The 20,115-nt window shown below is 68.2% G+C and carries 11 protein-coding genes; 5 read left to right on the forward strand and 6 right to left on the reverse strand.

The window, feature by feature from the left end:
- The first annotated feature begins 108 nt into the window (after positions 1–108).
- The gene (locus tag ACWCP0_RS30435) at positions 109–1,587 is read left to right on the forward strand and encodes an MFS transporter (RefSeq protein ID WP_451081976.1); all 1,479 of its coding nucleotides are present in this window, start codon (positions 109–111) and stop codon (positions 1,585–1,587) included.
- A gap of 6 nt (positions 1,588–1,593) precedes the next feature.
- On the opposite strand, the gene ACWCP0_RS30440 is transcribed toward ACWCP0_RS30435, so the two are convergent.
- Positions 1,594–2,370, reverse strand: coding sequence for a class E sortase (locus ACWCP0_RS30440; RefSeq protein WP_451082057.1), 777 nt, complete (start codon positions 2,368–2,370; stop codon positions 1,594–1,596).
- A gap of 87 nt (positions 2,371–2,457) precedes the next feature.
- Between ACWCP0_RS30440 and ACWCP0_RS30445 the strand changes: the two genes are divergently transcribed.
- Positions 2,458–3,462 carry an SEC-C metal-binding domain-containing protein gene (locus ACWCP0_RS30445; RefSeq protein ID WP_451081977.1) on the forward strand — a complete coding sequence of 335 codons (1,005 nt, stop codon included), beginning with the start codon at positions 2,458–2,460 and terminating at the stop codon, positions 3,460–3,462.
- Positions 3,463–3,508: 46 nt separating this feature from the next.
- Here ACWCP0_RS30445 and ACWCP0_RS30450 read toward each other — a convergent pair whose 3' ends face one another.
- The 5 genes from ACWCP0_RS30450 to ACWCP0_RS30470 all read right to left on the reverse strand — a co-directional run bounded on the left by ACWCP0_RS30450 (position 3,509) and on the right by ACWCP0_RS30470 (position 15,703).
- A complete protein-coding gene (locus ACWCP0_RS30450; protein WP_451081978.1) occupies positions 3,509–3,919 on the reverse strand; it encodes a very short patch repair endonuclease in 411 nt (136 codons plus the stop codon).
- Positions 3,920–3,992: 73 nt separating this feature from the next.
- Positions 3,993–5,852: a DrmB family protein gene (gene drmB, locus ACWCP0_RS30455; protein WP_451081979.1), complete on the reverse strand. Its 1,860-nt coding sequence runs from the start codon at positions 5,850–5,852 to the stop codon at positions 3,993–3,995.
- Position 5,853: 1 nt separating this feature from the next.
- Complete coding sequence (locus ACWCP0_RS30460) at positions 5,854–9,075, reverse strand: helicase-related protein (RefSeq protein ID WP_451081980.1); 3,222 nt, start codon at positions 9,073–9,075, stop codon at positions 5,854–5,856.
- A 2-nt stretch (positions 9,076–9,077) separates the two neighbouring features.
- Entirely contained in the window at positions 9,078–10,991 is a 1,914-nt protein-coding gene (locus ACWCP0_RS30465) for a UvrD-helicase domain-containing protein (RefSeq protein ID WP_451081981.1), read from the reverse strand.
- Complete coding sequence (locus tag ACWCP0_RS30470; protein WP_451081982.1) at positions 10,988–15,703, reverse strand: DEAD/DEAH box helicase; 4,716 nt, start codon at positions 15,701–15,703, stop codon at positions 10,988–10,990. The genes ACWCP0_RS30465 and ACWCP0_RS30470 overlap by 4 nt, the downstream gene beginning before the upstream one ends.
- Positions 15,704–16,123: 420 nt before the next feature.
- Between ACWCP0_RS30470 and ACWCP0_RS30475 the strand changes: the two genes are divergently transcribed.
- From ACWCP0_RS30475 to ACWCP0_RS30485, 3 genes are read left to right on the forward strand one after another with little or no spacing between them, the layout of a single operon-like run.
- Positions 16,124–18,220 carry a helix-turn-helix domain-containing protein gene (locus ACWCP0_RS30475; RefSeq protein WP_451081983.1) on the forward strand — a complete coding sequence of 699 codons (2,097 nt, stop codon included), beginning with the start codon at positions 16,124–16,126 and terminating at the stop codon, positions 18,218–18,220.
- Positions 18,217–19,188, forward strand: coding sequence for a hypothetical protein (locus ACWCP0_RS30480; protein WP_451081984.1), 972 nt, complete (start codon positions 18,217–18,219; stop codon positions 19,186–19,188). The genes ACWCP0_RS30475 and ACWCP0_RS30480 overlap by 4 nt, the downstream gene beginning before the upstream one ends.
- Positions 19,188–20,096 (forward strand): DUF6339 family protein, encoded by a 909-nt coding sequence (locus ACWCP0_RS30485; RefSeq protein ID WP_451081985.1) that lies wholly within the window; start codon positions 19,188–19,190, stop codon positions 20,094–20,096. Before ACWCP0_RS30480 ends, ACWCP0_RS30485 begins: the two co-directional genes overlap by 1 nt.
- Positions 20,097–20,115 lie beyond the last annotated feature (19 nt).

The following is a 20,115-nucleotide window of genomic DNA, read 5'->3' on the forward strand; positions in this document are numbered from 1 at the left end:
TGACCGAACTCACCGTGCTAGGGTCATCGATCGAGAAGCGGGTTCATTCACTGAACCTTGCCCGCCGCCTTGGCCCGCTCGACAGATCCGAATCGATGGGGAACCCCAATGGGACACCCGGCACGGCCGGCCGATCCGCACGCAGCCCCGCACACGGCCCAGGACACCCACGCCACCACCCACTCCGGCACCGGCCCCGACACACACCCGGTGACGGCCTCCGACAAGGGATCCGCCCCCGGAGCCCGCCCCGGCGCGACGCTCGCCGTCACCAGCGCCGCGACCACCGTCGCGCTCATGAACTACACCGCGCCGATGCTGACGCTCCCCGACATGACGGCGGCATTCGGAACCGCGCCTGCCGCCCAGGCCTGGCTCCTCAACGGCACCCCGCTGGGCCTCGCGGCCCTTCTCCTCGTCGCGGGCAGCCTCGCCGACGACTACGGCCGGCGTCGCATCTTCCTCGCGGGCACGCTGGCGCTCGGCGTCACGACCGGCATCGGAGCATTCGCCGACTCGACGCTGACCTTCACCCTCGCCCGCGTCGCCCAGGGCGCGGCGAGCGCGGCGATACTCGCGAGCAGCCTCGGCCTCATCGTCCACGCCTTCCCCGCCGGAACCGCGCGGATCAGGGCCACAGGCGTGTGGGGCGCATTCGTCAGCGCCGGAATCGCCCTCGGCCCGCTGCTGGCCGGCGCGCTCGGCACGGTCGACTGGCGGCTCGTCTACGAGGTACTCGCGCTCGCCGGCCTCGCGACCGGTGCGTTCGCGTTCCGTACGCTCGCCGAGTCCCGCGCCCCGCGCGGCGGCCGCCCGGATCTGCCGGGCGCGCTGACCCTCGGCCTGGCGCTGACCGCGCTGCTCACGGCCCTCACACTGGGCCGCGACGGCTGGCTGCGCGCACCCGTCGGCGTGCTGGCGGTCGCGTCCGTCGTGCTGCTCGCGGTGTTCGTGCTGGTCGAGCGCAGGAGCGCGACCCCGATGATCGACCTCGGGCTCTTCCGCCGTCCGCTCTTCCTGTCCGCGTCGTCGGGCGCGCTGTTCACGGGCCTCGCGGTCATCGGTCTGTTCAGCTACCTGCCCACGATGCTGCAGCAGCAGACGAAGATCTCTCCGCTCGGGGCCGCATGGCTGTTCCTGCTCTGGTCGGGTACGGCGTTCCTGGTCGCCCTGCAGGTGAAGCGGCTGGCCGGCCGCGTCACCGCACGCCACCAACTGGCCCTGGGCTTCGCCCTGTCGGCGGCCGGTGTCCTCGCGATGCTCGGCGCGGTGCCCGCACCGGGCGGCGGCTGGGCACGTCTGCTGCCGGGCCTCGCCGTCGCCGGCGTGGGCAGCGGACTGCTGAACGCGGCTCTGCCCCGCCTCTCCGTCGAGTCCGTACCGCCGGAGCGCGCGGCGATGGGCTCGGGCGCCAACAACACGGCCCGCTACATCGGTTCCTCCGCGGGCGTGGCCCTCACGATCGCGGTCGCGACGGCGGGTACGAATGCGGCGCTGATCGTCTCGGCGGGGCTGTCGCTGCTGGGTGCGGTGTCGGTGCTGGCGTTCCGGCCGGGACGAGCGACCACGCCGGCCCCTCGTGGCTGACGTGGCCTAGCGGGGCCGCATCGAGGTGAGCTTCCCCCACACCACGAGCCGGTACTTGGAGGTGTACTCGGGCGTGCAGGTCGTCAGCGTCACGTAATAGCCGGGCTCGCTGTACCCGTATCCCGGCTTCACCACACTCCGCGGCACGGACGCGATCACCCCACCGTCGCGGGCGGACGTCTGCGGGAGCCGTTTGTCCACCTGATAGGTGAAAACGGCGTCCCGCGTCTCGATCACGACCTTGTCCCCGCTCCGCAGCCTGTTGATGTACCGGAACGGCTCGCCGTGCGTATTGCGATGTCCGGCGACCGCGAAGTTCCCGGCCAGCCCGGGCTGGGCGGTCTGCGGATAGTGCCCGACGTAGCCCTTGTCCAGGACGCCCCGTTTCGCGATCCCCTGCGCGACGGGGGCGACGACCCCGAGCTTCGGGATGCGCAGCACGGCGTAGGCCTGGTCCCAGCGCGGTGCGGACTGCCGGGCGGCCGGGGCCCGGCGGCCCGTGCCGCCTCCGCCCTCCTCGCGAGCCTCACCCTCGGAGGCGTCGGGGGCCACGGGAGCGTCGGAACCCTCGGGGGCGGGCTCCTCCCCCTCCCATTCCCGCTCCAGCGCCTGGACCTGACGCTCGGCGCCTTCCCTGGCCTCCCGGTTGGTCCACCACAGCTGGTGTACGACGAGGAGCAGGACGACCACGCCGAGGGTCACGGCGACCTCGGCAGCAGCCCACAGCCCACGGGCGAGCGCCACCCACCCCCGGGTCCGCCCCCGCTGCACGACTACAGGCATCCGCTCCCGCACGGCCCGCACGATAAGGGCAGCCCCTCCAACTCACCAGGGCCCTGCGCGGGCCCGTACAGCAGTACGGTGTGCTCCATGCGCCCCGACACGCCTGCCGACCACACCGCCGAAGCCGAGCGCCTGCTGCGCACCGCGGAGCAGTACCCGGAGGATCGTGAGCCGCTGATGCTCCAAGCCGCGGCCCATCTCGAGCTCGCGGGCGAGCGCGCCCGCGCGAGCGGCCTGTACGACGGCCTCGTCGCCGCCGGGCCTGAGAGCCCCCATCTGATCAAGGCGTTGCAGGCGGCGAACCTGTGGGAGTACGGCCACGAGGCCGAGGCCCGCGCCATCATCGAAGGCATCCGCGCGGCCGCCCCGGACGACGCGGCCCCATGGGAGATCGTCGCCGAGACCCTGGAGGCCCACGACGAGCTCGACGCGGCCCACGACACCTTCACGACGGCTGTGACCCGTCTCGTCGACCCTGACGACGAGATCCCGTACTCCTCCCTGTCCCTCCTCACCGGCCGCCACCGCGTCCGCCGTCTGCTGGCCCTCCCCCACGACTCCTGGGACTCCCTGGCGGACCGCCTCCACACCGCGGCCGTCCCCCTGGACGAGCTCCACGACCCCAAGCGCCTCTGGTCCCTGGGCTCCTCCGACCCCATCGAGCTCCGCGCCGAAATCGCCCGCCTCCGCACCGAGCTCGGCACCTACCGCGCGGCCCTCTCCCGGCCCTTCCCGGTCGCGATGCTCCACTGGCCGGCCGGCGAACTCGCCGAACTCCTCGCCGCGTACCCCTCCCTGGCCGCGGAGTACCCCACCCACGAGGCCCACCTCACCTCCATCGAGTCGGCCCTCCGCGACCTCTCCACCACAGGCACGGGCAACCTCGGCATCGTCACGGCCACGGTCCCGTCCTACGAGGCCTTCGCGGCCTCCGAGGCCGCCTCCCCTGCCGACCCGAACCTTCTGCCGCAGTACGCGACGACGCTTGCGGCGCGGGGGCGTGCGGTGCCGTGGCCTCCGGCGAGGGGGGCGGGGTGCTGGTGCGGGTCGGGGCAGCCGTACCGCGAGTGTCACGGGGTGGGCCGGGACTGAGGGCTGGGGTCGACGGACCGGCCTCCGACACAGAACGACAGGCCGGTCAGCGGCCCGAGGTCCTCGTGCGGTGACCGGAACCTTCCCGCGCTCTGCTGACCTCTTCGGTGATCCGTCCAGCGATCTTCACCGGTGGCTCGTGCTCCCAGAAACGTAGGACCACCCATCCCTCGGATTCGAGATGCTCGGTCGTCTCGGCGTCCCGGGACATGTTCTTGTCCAGCTTCGTGCGCCACCACAGAGCGTTGGCCCTGGGACTCGTGGCGTGCTCGGGACAGCCGTGCCAGAAGCAGCCGTCCAGGAAGACTGCGATACGCAGTCCGGGGAACGCGATGTCGATCGTCCGACGTGCCATCCCCGGAACACGTCGGTGCAACCGGTAGCGCATCCCTGCGGCGTGAAGCAGCCGCCGTACCGCAAGCTCCGGCTCCGTGTCCCGCCTGCCCTGGCGACTCATACGGGCAGAGACGCCAGGGGAGGAAGGAACCATGGGTGGGCGTGTCACGACACCCAGGATGGCGCAGGATCGCTCAGGAGAAGAAACCGGTCGTGGCCTCGTCGGGACTTCCGACCAGCAGCGCACGATCGAGGAAGATGTTGTTCATCTCGCAACTCGTCTCGGGAAGCAGTACGCAGGCGTGGCAGGCGGCCAGGTTGAGGCTGTTCACCCCACTCGCGTCGGCTTCCATGCACAGCGGGTCCGCCGAGCACCATGCGATCCGTTCGAGCGCGGACTTCAACGATCCGGCCAGGCGCTTCGGCTCCCCTTGGGCGATGATGCCGCCCAAGCTTCCCGCCGAGTCGCTCGTAGCGGTGTACAGGAGGACGCCGGCCATTTCGTCGTTCACATAAAGGCGCTCACGGAGGGCCGAAGCGGGATAGCCACAGTCCAGCGACCACTCGTTGATCAGCGCATGAGCAAGGGTGTGAAGGAGCACGAAACGGGTGGTCACCGGCGAGTGCACCGGGGCCCGCTTGTCCTCTGCCCGCCGGCGCAGCTCACGCTCGTGGTTGCGACGAATCCGTTCCGTGCGTCCCGTCGGCGAGTGGGGACCTGTGTGGGCTTCCCACTGGGCCAACTTCTCTTGATCCAACGTGAGGAAGACCCCCTCACCGATGACTTCGATCGCGGGAAGCCAGTCGATTTCGTCGCTCGACGCGAGCCCTACAGCACGCTTCTTGTCCACGTCGGTCCGCATCAGCGGCTCGATGCGGGAAAAACTCTGCAAGGCACGCACTTCGCGCAACCGTTTCACCAGCATGGTCCGGTCGATCCCCGGGACAATGACCCCTTCGCCGTCGGTCGGAGGAACGCACACGAAGTGACGGTTCTCCGGTCGCTCCGCCGTCTGCGTGCACAGCTGGTGGTACTCCTCCTGCCGGATCTTGCTGCTCGCCTCGAGTTCTGTGACCTCCTCGGGTTCCTCCTCCGGAGATTCGTTGCCGACGCTCTCCAGAGCCCGCACGGCCTTGATCACATCCGCAACGGTGTACCTTCCGTGATCCAGCCATCCTTGCTTGGTGGCGATCCTGGTGATCCACTCTTCGTCCTCACTGAGCAGATTCTTCTTCTGGCCCATGACCAGTTGCATCAGTTCGTCGTGCCACGGCGGGATAGACAACGCCGACCGTACGTTGGGGAACCAGGCGGCGGAGGATCCACGCTGCAAAGCCCGCAACGGGCTGGTGCAGTTGGCCTCACGGGCGTCCCGACCGAGCCACGGACGCCCGCCCCGACAGGCGATGCCCACGGAAGCCATGGCGTCCCGGCCGAATGCGCCTTCCAGTGAGGCGGACTCACCGCAGTCGCATGTGACCACGATGCCCATGAGACTCGCAGTCCGTCCCTCGGTCTTCAGCTTCAGTTCGGCCTTTCTCGGGTCGCAGCTGCGGTGAGCTCGACGCTCCTCCCCGCGGCGGGAGTGCAGCCAACCCCAGTACGGGTACTCGTCCAGATGGCCCTGGGCACAGGCGACCACGAACCGGGAAGGCGTGAGCGGGGACTTGCACGCACCGCAGGTGCTGTCGTTGCGTCGTGTCCCGAAGTCGCGAAATGCCTTGAGGTCCTGGCACTGCGGGCAGGAGTACGTCTGCGGAAAGCGCCGGACCTTCACACCGTTTCCGGCGGGTGCCGAAGCGGCAGGGGGGAAGCGGAAGCCGGAGACGCGAAGCCGCTCCTCGAGGCGAGGTTCGTGCAGATCCGGTTCGCCGTACACGCCCCAGGTGTCCAAGCCGCTGACTATGTACGACTGATCACCGATCGCGATCATCGAACCGACGCCGTAGGTGGTGATCTGCTGGGCGCGACGTACGGACCCAAGAGGCTTACGCGTGGCCTCCGACGTCGTCGAGGACGCGGTGCTGCCGTTGGCAGAGGTTCGACGTGCCATGTCAGTACTCCAGGTAGAGGTCGGACTCGACATCGACGTCGCGCAGGCTCCACAAGGTGGCGCTCGCCTCTTCCAGATCCTGGTCGGCGTGGGTGCGCAGCAGCGAGGTGTCGGGGTGACGGTCTGGGTTGCGGCTGAAGGAGAAGGGTGCCTCGTACACGAGTTTGTCGTTGCCCTCGGCCAGACGCTTCCAATGGTCGATGAATGCCCGGAGTTGCCGGTCGGTCGCCTCGGCCTCGTCCTTCTTGATGTCCCTGGCCCGCGCCACGAGGCAGGTGCGGATGTCGTGCAGGTCTTCCTCGAACGCGGCGACGTGCGCTGCCGAGCGGTTACTGCGGGCGATCGGGAACATCAGTCGGGCAAGTCCTACGAAGACCGCGTGCAGAGCGCGGTCACGGGCACGGGCCGCGAACGGCGTGACGCTCGTCGATTCCACCTGCTTGTAGAGGGCCGAGTGGTAGGCGACGAAGTCCTCGTAGTGCGAAAGGTCTCGGGAACGCGCCGCGTTGAACAGGGTGACGACGAGACCGGGGTACTGCCGGCCCACCCGGCTGGTGGCCTGGATGTACTCGGCCGTGGTCTGCGGCTGGCCCATCACGGCCATGAGGCCGAGCCGGTCCACGTCGACGCCCACCGAGATCATGTTCGTGGCGAGGACGACGTCCTGCGCGGCTCCGGACCCCAGCGTCTGCCCCAGCGCGGCAAGGCGGGCCGGGATCTCGCTCGACGGCACCCGGCTCGTCAGTTCGCCAGGGACCACCTGTCGGGACTCGGCGCACCCGCCCCACTCGGCGTGATTCTTCAGACGTTCGTTGACGTCGGCATGGATCTGCAACTCGGCGGCCGCGAGCAGGCGCAGGCTGTTGAAGTACCCGATCAGGGTCCAGTACGCGTCCCGCGCCTCGTCCCCGTCGATCTGCTTGGCATGGTGCAGCAGTGAGGCGTACGCCCGGATCAGCAGGGTCGCCTGCGAGATGCCGGGCGCAAGAAGGCCTACGTACTGTCGGGCGGCCTTCTGTTCCGCGGGGGCTTGCACGGCGAACCATGAGTCGCGGGCGTCGAGCCCCGCCGGTGGGAACTGTGCGACGTCCCGGTGGAACAGGGCTTGGCCCTGGGCCTTGGCCCGGCGGATGGTCGCGGTGGAGGCGATGATCTTGGGTCGGTCGCAGGCGATGTCGATCGCAGCCTCGTACAGTCCGGCGAGGGTGCCGAGCGGGCCGGAGATGAGGTGGAGCTCGTCCTGGACGATCAATTCCGGTGGCGGGGTCCCGCAGCCGTCGGTGTCGCGGTTGAACAGCGCGGCCACGTCCTCGCGCCAGGCGACCCGGGCGAACTTGTCCGCGGTCGCGATGACCAGGGTGGGACGCACCCGGTAGAGCTCGGAGTCCACGACGTGCACGGGGAGGCCGTCATGGTAGGCGCAGTCGGCGTCGGGACACGAGATGGCCATCGTTCCCGCGTCGAGGTCGACCGTGTAGTTCGCCGCCTCCAGCGTCGTGCCGCACCAGGGGCAGGCGCGGAGCTGTACGGGATTCTCCTCCTGCAGCGTCTCGCCCTTGGCGAGCCGGCGCAGTGACGTCCTGGCCTCGTCCAGGGTGTTCGGCGTGGCAGCCCGCCCTACCCACATGCCGATCGAAATCGGCTGGTCACCGAGCCGGTCGGGGCGTTCGTCACGCAACCTGTCCATGGCGCACATCAGAAGGGCTGCGCGCTCGAACTGCTGAAGCGTGAGCAGACGCAGGGTGTAACGCATGATCACGGAGACGCCGCCGCCTCCGACGCCCCTGAGCAGTCTGCGGTGGAAGACGGTGAAGGCGATCAGTCCGAGATACGCCTCGGTCTTGCCACCGCCCGTGGGGAACCAGAGCAGGTCGACCGTGCCGCGTTCTTCGTGCTCCGGATCCACGATGCCGTTGAGGCAGAGGAGCACGAAGCCGATCTGGAACGGGCGCCAGACACCCTGCGGTTCGGGTATCCCCTGGCGACCGCCCTTGATCCACAGACCACGGCCGCGCTGGAGCGCCATCGCCTCATTGGCCTTCTGAAATGCTTCCATGGCCCGCTCGTCGCGTTCCAGGAGCCTGATACCCGCTGCCATCCGGCCCAGCGCGACGCGGCAGAGGTCCAGCTGTTCTGCGGCAAGGCGTAGATACTCGGTATCGCCGTACGGTCCTCCCCGCAATGCGTCGGCGTCGGCGGCCCGCGCCTCGATCCACTCTCCGTAACCCTCGACGAGATACCGCAGTGCGGCGACCACAGTCTCGGGGGTGCCCGTCGCCAACGCCTGCATGGCCAGGCTCTGAGGATTGCGGACCCGGCGGGAGTCCATCAGCAACACGTTGTACGTCGGAACGAACTCCGTCCACACAGACGCGACACCGGCGTAACGGTTCCAGGACGTCGTGTCACCGATCTCCGGCGCCGTCCAGTCCCAGTCCGCCGCGCAACCGTGACCGGTGGCGAAAGAGGGGGCATGTCGGTGCAGCAACCGGTTCAGCCTCACCTCGTCGTCGATACCGCCCTCGGAATGGCGTTCCACCAAGGCGGGGGCGCCGTCCGGAACGTCGATACGCAGACCGACCTGGAAGAAGCAGTGGGTGTCCTTGATGTCCTTCCGATCCACGACGTGCGTGTTCACCAGCGTCGCGGTGACGGCCACAGTGCCGCGCCGCTTGCTCCGCCGGCGCACCCGGAGCCGAAGTTCAAGCCCCGCGGCGAGCGGTACGGGGTCCTGGTCCAGTTGCGTGATGTCGACCGTGGTGGTCGGCAGGTCGAGGGGACGGCGACGCCATTGGAGGTCCTGCTTGTCGGTGGCGCGTCGTTCCGCACGCTTGGGCACCGTCGGCAGTCCCTGTTCGTCCACCGGATCGTAGACGGCTGCGATGACGCTGATGCGTATCGTGGACGCCAGCTCGGGGTCCACGGTGAAGGTGATCCCGACCGCGGCGGGCTTCTGCACGTTCGCCAACGTCACGCCGGTGTCGGGGACCTCGTCGACGCCGAGGGTGGAGTCGGCGTCGTCGTAGTCGCTCTCGTCCGCCTCCTCGTACGCGAGTTCCTCGTCGGTACGGGGAAAGAGGACCCCGATGGCGTACGTGGTGACGGGCCAGTCGTGCAGCATCTCCACGGAGTCGACGTGGACGCCGGTGGGCCCGAGTAGGTCGGCTTTGAGCCGTTCCACCATCTCGCCACGGAAGCGATAGTGCTCCTTGAGATCGGGCATGGTCAGTCCTTGTCCGTGGTGTCGTAGTGGAACCGGCCGAGGCCGGTGAGACGGGGAGCGAGCCAGACGCCGAGGTCGCCGATCCCGGCCTGAAGGCCCGCTGCCGGCTCGCCCGCGACCGTCTCGACGGTGTCGACGCGTAGGCCGCTGATACGGCGGGGCCAGTTCCGCGGCTGGAACCGCTGGGACTGCTGCATGAACCGGTACAGGTCACGGCGGAACGCTTCGGAGGCGACCCCTATGGTCCGCTCCTCGTGAACGAGGGTGTAGCCGGGACCCGTCCGGTCGTCGTGGTTCTCGGGTATCGCGTCCGTGCGGACCATCTCCACCGCGTCCCCTGTGCGCAGCGTGCGCAAGTACTTCTGCAGTTCGGTCGCGTCGTCCACGTACTGATGGGTGCCGGCCGGGTGGTGCGGGTGGACATCTCCTGCGGTGAGCTCGATCCCTTGGCGCTTCCAGTGCTGGTAGCCGAAGCGTGCCCAACGCTTCGACCGCTTGTCCTTGCGCACCAGTCGGAAGCCGCCGCTGTCGTGCGGGCGGGCCTGCAGCGGCACGTCGAGGCGGTAAAGGTATTCGCGCGGCCGGGTCATCGCGACGTACAGCGCGCGGGCCCGGTCCGCAAGGTCCACTCCGAGGGCCTCCTCCTCCGCGTCCAGCCGGCCCGGATCGACCACGAAGACGCGGTCGAACTCAAGACCCTTGGCTCGGTGGAAGGTGGAGATCACCAGAGGGTGCGACGGCTGGGCGGTCAATGCGTCCGGCAGCCGGCCGACGGCGATCGCGGTACGGAGTCGGGCCAGGTCGATCGACCGGCCGGCCCGGTCCCCCGCGCATGCGCGCAGCAGTCGCCAGAGCCGCTCGCCGTGCCTCGTGTCCGAGGCTTCCTCGAGCTCCGGAAGCATCTCGTCGAACTGCTGCCGGGTGATGCCGAGCGACCCCTGACAGGCGTGCACGAGGTCGGCAAGCCAGGCCGGAGTGGCACGGTCCTGCGCGGCCCGGCGCAGCTGGTGCTCGACCCCCTCCCCGTGCAGCCACTCGGAGATGAGCAATGCCTCACCATTCGTACGGCACAGGACCGCACTGGAAACGGTGGTGTCCCGCAGGTCGTCCTGGACGTACTGCACACTCAGGTCTCCGAAGTCCATGCATTGAGCGAGTTCGACACGCAACTCCTCGTGGAGACGTTCGGCCTCGGCGACCGTCGCGCATTGCCGCGCGGAGTGCGCGAGGTGCAGCGCGCACCGCGCCTCTTCGGTGCGGGCACGGAAGTTGTCCGTCAGCTGCACCTCCATCAGCTCGTCGTGGAAGTAGCGTCGTAGCCAGTCGAAGAAGCGATTGGTCTCGATGGCCCGCTCCGCGTCGTCGCGGACCTGGAAACCGTAGATGGCCTGCGCCGGGTCGCCCACGACAGTGAATCCGCAGTCGTAGGCCTCCAGCAGCACCTCTACCAGCTCTCTTCGTTCCCCGACCAGGTCCTGCACCTCGTCGATCACGACGTGCCTGAGTTCGTCCAGCCATTCGGGTGCGGTCGTCTCGTCCTCCACCCTCTTGGTGGCCTCGCGGATCCGCTCGTCGAAGGAACGGGTCCGCCAGTCGACGTCGGCCGCGACCTCGGTCAGGATCTCCAAGGCCCAGGAGTCGAAGGTCGTCACCCGCACGTGGCGGGCCCGCCCTTCACTGATCGCCAGGCGTTCCCTCAGCTCGCGCACAGCGGCGTTGGTGAACGTCAGGAGCAACAGATCTCCGGTCGCCAGCCCCTCGTCCTCCACCAGGGTCTCGACGCGACGGACCAGGGTGTGCGTCTTGCCGGCGCCGGCGCCGGCCGTGACGAGGAGCTTGGCTTCGGCAGGCTGGGCCACGATCGCTTGCTGCTCGGCGGTCAGAGCCGGTCTGCCCTCATCGGCGCCGGTCGTCATGCCTTGCCCTCCCAGAGGTACTCGAGCGCGGTGTATGCGAGTTCACGGCCGAAGTTCTGGATGTTGTCCTTCACGTTGAGGATCAGGCAGCTCTCCTTGCCTCCGTTGAGTGGGCCGCGCAGGCCACGCCCGATCATCTGGATGTAGGTGTTCGGGCTGTACGTGGGGCGTGCCACCACAACGGCGCGCACTGCGGGGGCGTCGAATCCCTGGGTCAAGACGTTGTAGTTGGTGAGGACCTGGATGCGTCCCTTGCGGAACGCATCGATGCGCCGGTTACGTACGCCGGTGGGCGTCCTCGCGTCCACCGAAGCAGCGGAGATCCCGCTCTCGTTGAGCAGGGCGGAGACGACCTGCGCGTGTTCGACCGACGTCGCGAAGACCAGCACGGGCCAGCCCTGCGGCAGTCGTTCGATCTCCTCGATGATGCGCTTCGTGCGGTTCACGTCCTGGGCCAGCTTCGAGACCACATCGGAGGGCAGCGTCATGCTGTTGCTGCTGATCACCTGCTTGATCTGGTCCGGCGTGAGCGTGTACGTACCGCCAGGAAGCTCCCTGTGTTCCACCTTGGACAGCACTCCGAGCTCCTGCAGGTGCGCGAAGGGGGTTTCGTCGCCGAACACGTTGCGGTCGAGGCGCTTGTGCCCGAATCGGGCCGCCAGTCGCTGGGTCTCCTCTGTGCTTCCTCCTCGGAATGCCGTAGCGGTGAGGCCGATCAGATGCCGCGAAGTCCGGTATTGGTCGATGCCCAGGGAGTCGAGGATGCGCGTGTAGGTCTTCGGCACTGCGAAGTGCGCCTCGTCGACCACGACGACGTACGCCTCGCGCAGCCAGGCGTACTGCTCGTCCCCGAGGTGCCGGGACAACGTGTCGTCGACCGCGACGACCACCTGCTGGCCGGTGGGGACGGGTTCCGCGGCCATGCCACCCCACATGCGACTGATCCGCAGGCTTCGGTCAGGTCCCACCGTCTGCCATACGAACTTCCAGGTCTCGACAGCCTGTTCACACAGCTCGGCGCTCTGTGCGATCCACAGGACGGGGCCGGTGACGACGCCGTCCGCGATCGCCTGGACCAGCGACTCGACCGCGATCCGCGTCTTGCCCGCTCCCGTGGGAATCTGCAGCATCGCGCGCTTCTCCTCGCGCTGCACCAGGTGCTGGTACATGTTGGCGACAAGCCGCATCTGATACGGGTGCAGCGGCAGCGGCTTGCGCGGCCCCGGAACGGTCTCGAACAACGGCGGCGCCTGGCTGGTCTCCTGGTCCCCCGCCCATTCCATCGGGAAGCCGTACGTCTTCGCGAAGGAGCGCGCGGTGTGGCTGCCGGTCCACTGGCGCGGGGCATCGAAGCCCTCCTTCACCAGTGCGGGGGCGAGTTGCCGCAGCGTCTCTTCTCCGTGCGTCGCGATGACGAGCTGAGCGATGCGCAGATCGCTCGGCTCCTCACCGTTCAACTCCTCGTCCGCGAGCAACAGTCCGGGCGGCAGCTCCTCCCGGAGCGCGTCGGCGCCGATCGCCAGCAGGAGCTTCCGCGCAGGGTCGGGCTCACGGCGTACCTTCAGGAAGCGTTCGCCCTCCCGGTCCTTCTCCTGCTGCTGCAGCAGGGCACGACAACCGGCCTCACCCAGACGAAGTCCGAGCACGCGGTCGACGGCGCACAGGACGTCCAACTCGCCGTCGGGGCCGCACAGGAGCACGGTGTCGCCGTCCCGCGTCTCGGACAGAGGGTCTTCCCGTCGGCCGTCCGGGTTACGGATCACCCTGGCCAGGTGGGAGCAGTGGGACATCTGCCAGTCGGTGCCCCGAGGCAGCCGCTGGCGCAGCCGCGGATAGAGATCGGTGAGCCGGGCGGGGCTGCCGAGGGTCACGAATTCGAGCTCCTCCTGCAGCAGCTCGTCGGGGGCATGCAGATCGCTCTCCTCGATCATGCGTGTCGCCTCGTCAGGATCGAGCACCAGCAAGGCCGGTACGTGTTCCCTCTGCAGGATCCGGTACTGCTCACGGTCCGAGGTGACCGCGATCTCGTCGTCCGATCGCTGCGTCCACTCGTCACCCACCTGGCAGCGGGTGAGCGGATAGCGCGTCCAGAATTCCTCGCCGAGGGGGACCCGCGTCAGCAGCGCGTACGCGCGCCCGACGAAATCGGCGTTCTCGCCGGCGAGAACCCTGCCGGCGAGCTCGTGCCAGAGCGTCTCGGGCACCTCTTCAAGATCCGTGTTCAGCCTCATCAGCCGCGCGACGTCCACGCTCACCTCCGCGACGGGCAGAAGATCTTCGTCCACCCCAGCCGCGGCGCCCACACATTCCGCGGGCCTACGGACACCGAGCGACGTGGGCACCGCACCGTGACGCTTCAGCATCCAGGCGATGGGGGAACGGACCTGCTTCTCGTTGTTCCGGTTGCCACCGCCCTGCATGGTCCAGTTCTCCACGAGCCCATGGGCGGGCAGCAGCTTCACGAAGGCGGCGCGTCCCTCCTGGGACAGCCTCGGCAGCAGATGGAGCGGCCCGGCGGGGTCGGCGCCGATCCAGCGCATGCTCTGGGCCGTGGGGGGGCGCCGCCCCTCCTTCACGAGGGTCTGGGCGTATGCCTTGTAGAACTGGTCGGTGTAGGTCCCGAACCAGGCGTCCGCCCGAGGGTTCCGGTCGGGTACGGGCCGGTCCACGGCACCCAGGTCGCGCAACACCGACACGTCGGCCCGGTGGAAGTCCGGGTCGATCAGCAGCTCATTGTCGCCGGCACGGGCAGCCGGCAGCTCGGCCGGAACTACCGGTCCCGCGAGAAAGGCGTCGCGCATCGGACGGAACACCCCGTCGCTCGTGCGGATCTTGATGCTGAGCAGCGGGTCCTCGACCTTGGACCGGATGATCACGACGGACCTGCCGCTGCCGGCCTGGCGGGTCAGCTGCCAGAAGTCCCTCCAGTCCGCATTGCCGTAGCGCGTGAAGCCGACGTCGAGGACCGCCTTGAGCCGCCCCTCCGCATCGGCCTCCGGAATGCCGAGCGTCTCCAGCGCCCGCCGGGCGTCGTCGTCGGCGGCGATGTCGGGGTGGACGTAGGTGAGGTCGTCCTGGAGGTTGTGGCCGCCGACGGGACTGCGCCGGTAGATCTTGCCGCGCACGGGGGGAACCAGTTCCCCCCGCTCCGTGAGCAGGATCTTGGCCTTGGTCGCCGCCACGGCATGCTCCTTCGCCCCGGCGGCCTCCATGTCGGCGGCTATGCGCAGCGCCAGCGCCGAGGCGGCGATCGACCGGTCGCCCACCAGGGCCTCCAGCCATTCGGTGACGTCGACGGTCTCGGTCACGCCGGCCTTCACCAGGATGTCCCTGGCCCGGGACCGCCGTTCTCTGTTCTCCACCGAATGGTGAGACCAGTTGACGGGTCGGCCCGGGTGCGAGGCCCACAGAGCGAGCCACTTCTCGTTCAGGCCCTCGGGGTGGAGACGAAGCTCCTTCGGCTTGCGCAACACGCCACGCTGGTCTGGCAGGGAGGGCTCGACGGCCGCGACCTCGAGCACCTGCTTGCTTAGGGTGTCGTCGCCCCACTGGGACGCTTCTCGGCCTCGGGCCGTGAGCAGCGTGAGGTAGGAACCCGGGTCGTCGGCCTCGATCAGACGGGGCAACGAGCGGATGATCAACTGGGCGGCAGCGCGCACGAGCTCCGCGTTGAAGTCGCTCTTCGTGAGGTTCTGCCGGTCCTCGGGCGTCTTCCACGGGGCGTTGAGGATCCCGGTCAGGGTCGTGTCGTAGTGGGTCGGGAAGAACGCCCAGAAACTGCCCCGCTTCTTGCGGGCCTCAACCTTTGTCCCGGGCACCGCCCAAGACAACTTGATGACGGCCCGTTCGTGGAGTTCGCCGGCCGTCCTCTGTGCCTCGGCGCTGGGCACGTGGTCGACATCGAACACGTCCCAGCGCTCGTTACGGATCTCCCGACCGCCTCGCTCCTCGATGACCCGGTGCTCGGTGTCGTTCGTCGTCTGTCGCAGAACGCGCTTGAGCTGGTGCCCCTCCCGGCGGTCCTCCAGTACGACCGTCGCCACGTGCGACGAGAAGAGCATGAAGTGGGCAGGGAAGTTCAAGAGATCCTGCCCCAGTCGACGCTCGGCACCCCGGTGCAGCGGGAGCACCACCGTCGTGGAGGCCCAGCGCATCAGCTCGTCGAGTACGGGGTCCGCGCCCCTGTCCGTGGCCAGGTCGAGCAGCTGTGCCATCCGGAGCACGGGGGTCTCGTCGGACTCCGAGAGCGTCGGCACCACCTCGCGAATGCGCTCCGCCGACCATGACTTGTCGAAACCGAAGCAGCCCGACGTACTGTAGAAGCGAGGCGTGTCGGAGACGCTCAGCACCGACTTCACCCCGACGCCGAAGCGACCGATCTGCCCACCGCGCTTGCGCGAGACCGCCATGCGCAGGATGGTGTCGGCCCCCTCGGCGGTCACCGCGTTGCCGGTGTTAGCACAGTACAAATGGGTGCCGGTCAGTAGGACATGGATGCGCCCGCCGCCAGGCTGTTCCTGATTCTCGTCGGCGCCGTTCTGCACGAGCTCGTAGATCTGCCGCTCGCCGTATCCCCCTTGGGTGATGCGGCGTTCGTTGTTCGCGTGCTCCTGCACGTGGCCCGGGTCGGCTCGATAGACATCGAGGATGCGACGGGACTGGGCGACGATTGTCCCGATGACGTCTGCTGCACCGGTGAGGGCATTGCTCATGCGGTGTTGACCCCCCAAGGTCGAGAGAAACGCATGCTTGTGGAGCGGTGACAAGCACGGACCGTCGGCGAGCAGGTCTCCCCTGACCTTGATCACCCATGGTCACTCGCGGTGGCTCGGAACCGCTCGGCGCGTACTGAGGATCATCAGGACGGCAACCGGGGTCGAAACCACACCAAGGACACGATGCATCGGGATTTGGACACACTTGTCCCCTTCAGTTGACAGACGTCAGAAAATCAGCTGCCAACTGCGGCTCCATGACGCTATCGACCATCTTTCGCTCCACGCAAGGGTGTTGGTGCGATTCGTCAATCACCCATAGGGGCGGTTCACGAGGCGCAAGGACAACGAAATTGTCGTGATCGTGGTCTGTCAAATTCTGCTGTAGCATGACGGCGTTCGTGAAGGAGGTACGGGGTGGGGACGAACAACGATCAGCCGGAGGAATTCGGTGTGTGGCTGGCGCGTCAGCTGCACCGCAAGGAGATGACGCAGTCAGATCTCGCCGACGCTCTTGGCATCACCAGAGCCGGCGTCTCCGCCTGGATCACGGGACGTGCCGAGCCCCGCGAGGACAAAAAGCGCGCCATCGCCGCCATCCTCGGGACGGACGAGGCGACGGTGCTGCTCCGTACCACCGACGCCCCCTCGTCACGTCCCGTGTCCTGGTACCACCGCCCGGCACACGCCGACGGTGGCCGCGAGTTCGGCAACGCCGCTGCCTTCGCCTTCGACGCCGACCTGTCGGTCCTCGCGCGCGAGGCGACCCAGAACAGCCTCGACGAGCGCAAGGACGATACCCGTCCCGTACGAGTCCGCTACGTCCTCCACGAACTCAGCGGGGAGCACCTGCGGAGCTTCCTCCACGCACTCCAGTGGGACAGCCTGCTGCCCCACTACGAGATCGCCGCAGCCCAGAAGCAGAAGGTCGGCCGGGTCATCGCCGAAGGGCTGCGCGAGCTGCGCGAGACAGACACCCTCCTCCTCCTGCGCATCGACGACTACAACGCCTCCGGCCTCACCGGCCCTGACTACGGTGACGGACGGTTCGCCGCCGTGGTCCGCCGCCAGCTGGACAGCCACAAGGCGAGCGGCCACGCCGGCGGGTCGTACGGCCTGGGCAAGGCCACCCTGTGGGCCACCAGCCGACTGGGGCTCGTCCTGATCAACAGCACGCTGTCCGTGTCCCACGAGGGCCGGACCGAGCGACGCCTGATCGGACGTCTCGAACTGCCTTGGCGCGAGGTCGAGGGTCAGGCCTACGCCGGCCCTGCCTGGTTGGGCGAGGAGGACGCCCTTCCCGAGTACAAGGGCATCTCCCGGTCATGGTGGGCCGATGAGCGGACCGTGGAGCAGCTGCATCTCACTCGCGCAGGCTCTGACTCTGGCACCTCGTTCCTGGTGGTCGGCGCTCACGACGCCGCCGGCGACGCCGGTACCGTGCAGGAGATGCACGAGAAGATCGTCCGTTCCTTGGCGGAGAATTTCTGGGCAGCGATGACCCACGGAGAGACGACGGCCCCGCCCATGGAGGCCTCGGTCACCACCCTGCGCAACGGACAGGTGTTGATCAAGGAGGAGAAGGTCGATCCTCATCTGCACGAGCCGGCTCGCTGCCGTGCCCTCAAGGCGTACCTCGACGGCACGACCGTGGAACAGCTCGCGGGACTCGACCAGGTCGCCATGTCCCATGTCCCGCTCGTCGTGCCGCCACTGCGTGGCGAACGGGGCACCGGCGCAGAGCACCGGGCCGTCGTGCTGGTGACCCCGGCCGACGAAGACGACACAAAGCCGAATCAGCTCGTCTGCATGCGTGGCAATCGCATGACGGTCAGCGTCCGTCGTGTGCCCGACATGCAGTTGGGGACGAACCCCTTCCAAGCCGTCCTCCTTGCCGGCCATGCCACGGGCAGCGAGGCCGAGGACGCCGACGCCGCCGAGGCGTTCCTGCGAGCTTCCGAGCCGCCTGAGCACGACGACTGGAACCGCACCGAGGAGCTCACCACTCGCTATGCGCGAGGAGCACTGAGCCGCATCAGGGACTTTCGTCGCGACATGAACGCCGCCGTGCGCCAACTCGTCGCCCGGCACGAGGACGAGAAGCCCCAGCGAGGCCCGGCGGTTCTTCGAGAGCTGCTCCGGCTCGACTCCGGCGGCTCCGCTGTCGGGCGTCGCCTGGACAGCCATCCCACCGTGCGCAACCTGGACGGTGAACTGGATCCGTCCGGTGCCTGGCACGTGCGCGTCGAGGTCAAGCTTCCGCCCCGCGACGACCCCTGGTCGATGGTACCGGTGGCGAAGTTCGATGTGAGGTCCGGCAGCAGGCCGACACTCCAGTGGGCGGAGCTCGTCCCCGGCGACAACTGCAGGGTGGAGAACGGATGCCTGCGCTTCGAACCCGGGGCGCGGTCGGCCTCGTTCAGCGGAGTCACCGCCGTCGGCAGTCACCCGGTAGCAGGGAACATGGCTCGGCTCGTGATCGATCTGCAGAAGGCGAGGGACATCAGCGCATGAGGACCCTGATGCCCTATCCCACACTCGCCGGCGAGGTGACCTTCAAGGTCGCCGCCGCCAAGCTCGACGGCCGTGACCTGCCTCTGGAGATGATCTCTCAACAAGATCGGGTTGTCGCCGTACACCAGGTCGAACGCGAGGGGTGGGAGGAGGCTCGACTTGAGATAAGGGCGCAGCTGCCCGACGCGGAGCTGTCCAACGGGTCGTGGTCCGACGTCGTCTGCGTCGCCGTGCTCACCGAGGGTGTCACCAACCACCGTGCGGTGACGCCGCTTCGTCTCTCATCGGGCGCCGGTTGGACGGGCAGCCTCATCTTGGCCCGCGGTGCCTGCCGTGACCGAGCCACGCTGTCGATCAGCGTCGTCGCGACCGTGGACGGTGTGGCCGGCCGCACCATCGGCACCTCCGACGACGACTGGGTGATCGACCTGACGGCACGCGAGCCGGTGCGTCAGCGCGAACTCCGCATCAACGAGGTCGACTTCCGCACCGGACCACAGGAGTGGCTACGCCCCTTCAAGGACGCGCCATGGCTCGTGGAAACGTCGGGCGACATGCCGACCGTCCACCTCAACACCGGGTTCGAGGGTGTGACGGACCTGCTCGGCTCCGGTGGCAACCCGCTGGAAAAGGCCGTGCGCGGGATGCTCGCTGCGCAGATCGCCGCCGAGGCATGGATCGCTATGTTCCACTCGGCTGTCAGCGACGTCGAGGTCGAGGACGGCGACGTCCCTCAGTGGCCGAGCGGCTGGAGAGACGGGGTCCTGCGCGCCATGCTTCCGGATGTTCTGCCCGACCTCTCGCCTGGGGATGCGCTGTCGGAGATCCACTCACGCCGAACCGAGGGCTCCGGCTGGAACGAGCTGCAGCCGCGCATCCAGTACGCCGCGTCCCGACGTGCCCGCGTCGCCAAGAACCTCGGAACCACGATCCGGATGCTCGACCGCTCCGACGAAGGAGGCAACTGATGGGCCGCGACATCAACTACCTCCCCGAGCGTCTCGGTCTATTGCGCGACGCGATCGCGGCCAAGAATCTGACGCGTAGCGTTCTCACGGGCCAGGAGAATCCTCCGCTGGTCGCGCTGATACAAGCAGCCGAGACGATCACAGCCAACGGCTCACGATGGAACACACGCCCACTGCGCGAATTGTTCGAGGATGCACGACTCCATCACGAGGAGGCGGGTCGAACCCAGGCTGACAGCTGGCTCGCCCCCCGGCTCCACTCCACACTCCGGCTCACGAGGTCGGAGGCCGCGGACCCGGCGCTGTGGAACTTCCTCGCCATGGTCGTCGGTCCTGATTATGTGATCTGGCGCCACTTGCCGAAGAAGGGGAAGGACGGCAAGCGACCGGCAGTCACGGCGGACCGGTTCTGCGGCCCTCACTACAAGCACGCCTTCGCTCGCCTGTGGTGGGCGGCCGAGCTCTTCCGCGACGGCGAGGACTACAGCCCCGTAGTGACTGCCTGCCGTAACCAGGACGTCCTCAACACCGTCCTGCGGCTGGACGTCATAGATCACCGACCCACGGCCCGTGCGATCACCCGGTTGTTGGAGGAGGGGATCGTCCGGACGGGCCGCGACGTCAACGCACTGGCCACTGTCGTCAACACTGCGGGCGGCACCTTGATGTACGACGTCCTCGCCCCGGACGAGGGTTCGGACGCTGATGCCTTCCGCTACTGGGTGAACGAGGGAGACATGGCTCCGCCCGTGCATGGGGACTCGCTCCCGGACGGCCCGGGCGACGGCGCCGTGCCTCGGGGATCGGTGGACACCATGGTCAGGCAGTTCGAGAAGCTGTTTGCCGAGGCGCCGGTACGAGGGAAGGAACAGCAGGCTCCGGACATGCCGTCGGACGCCACTGACTGACACCCGAACGTCCTGGGCA

It is taken from the genome of Streptomyces sp. NPDC001970, from assembly GCF_053594115.1.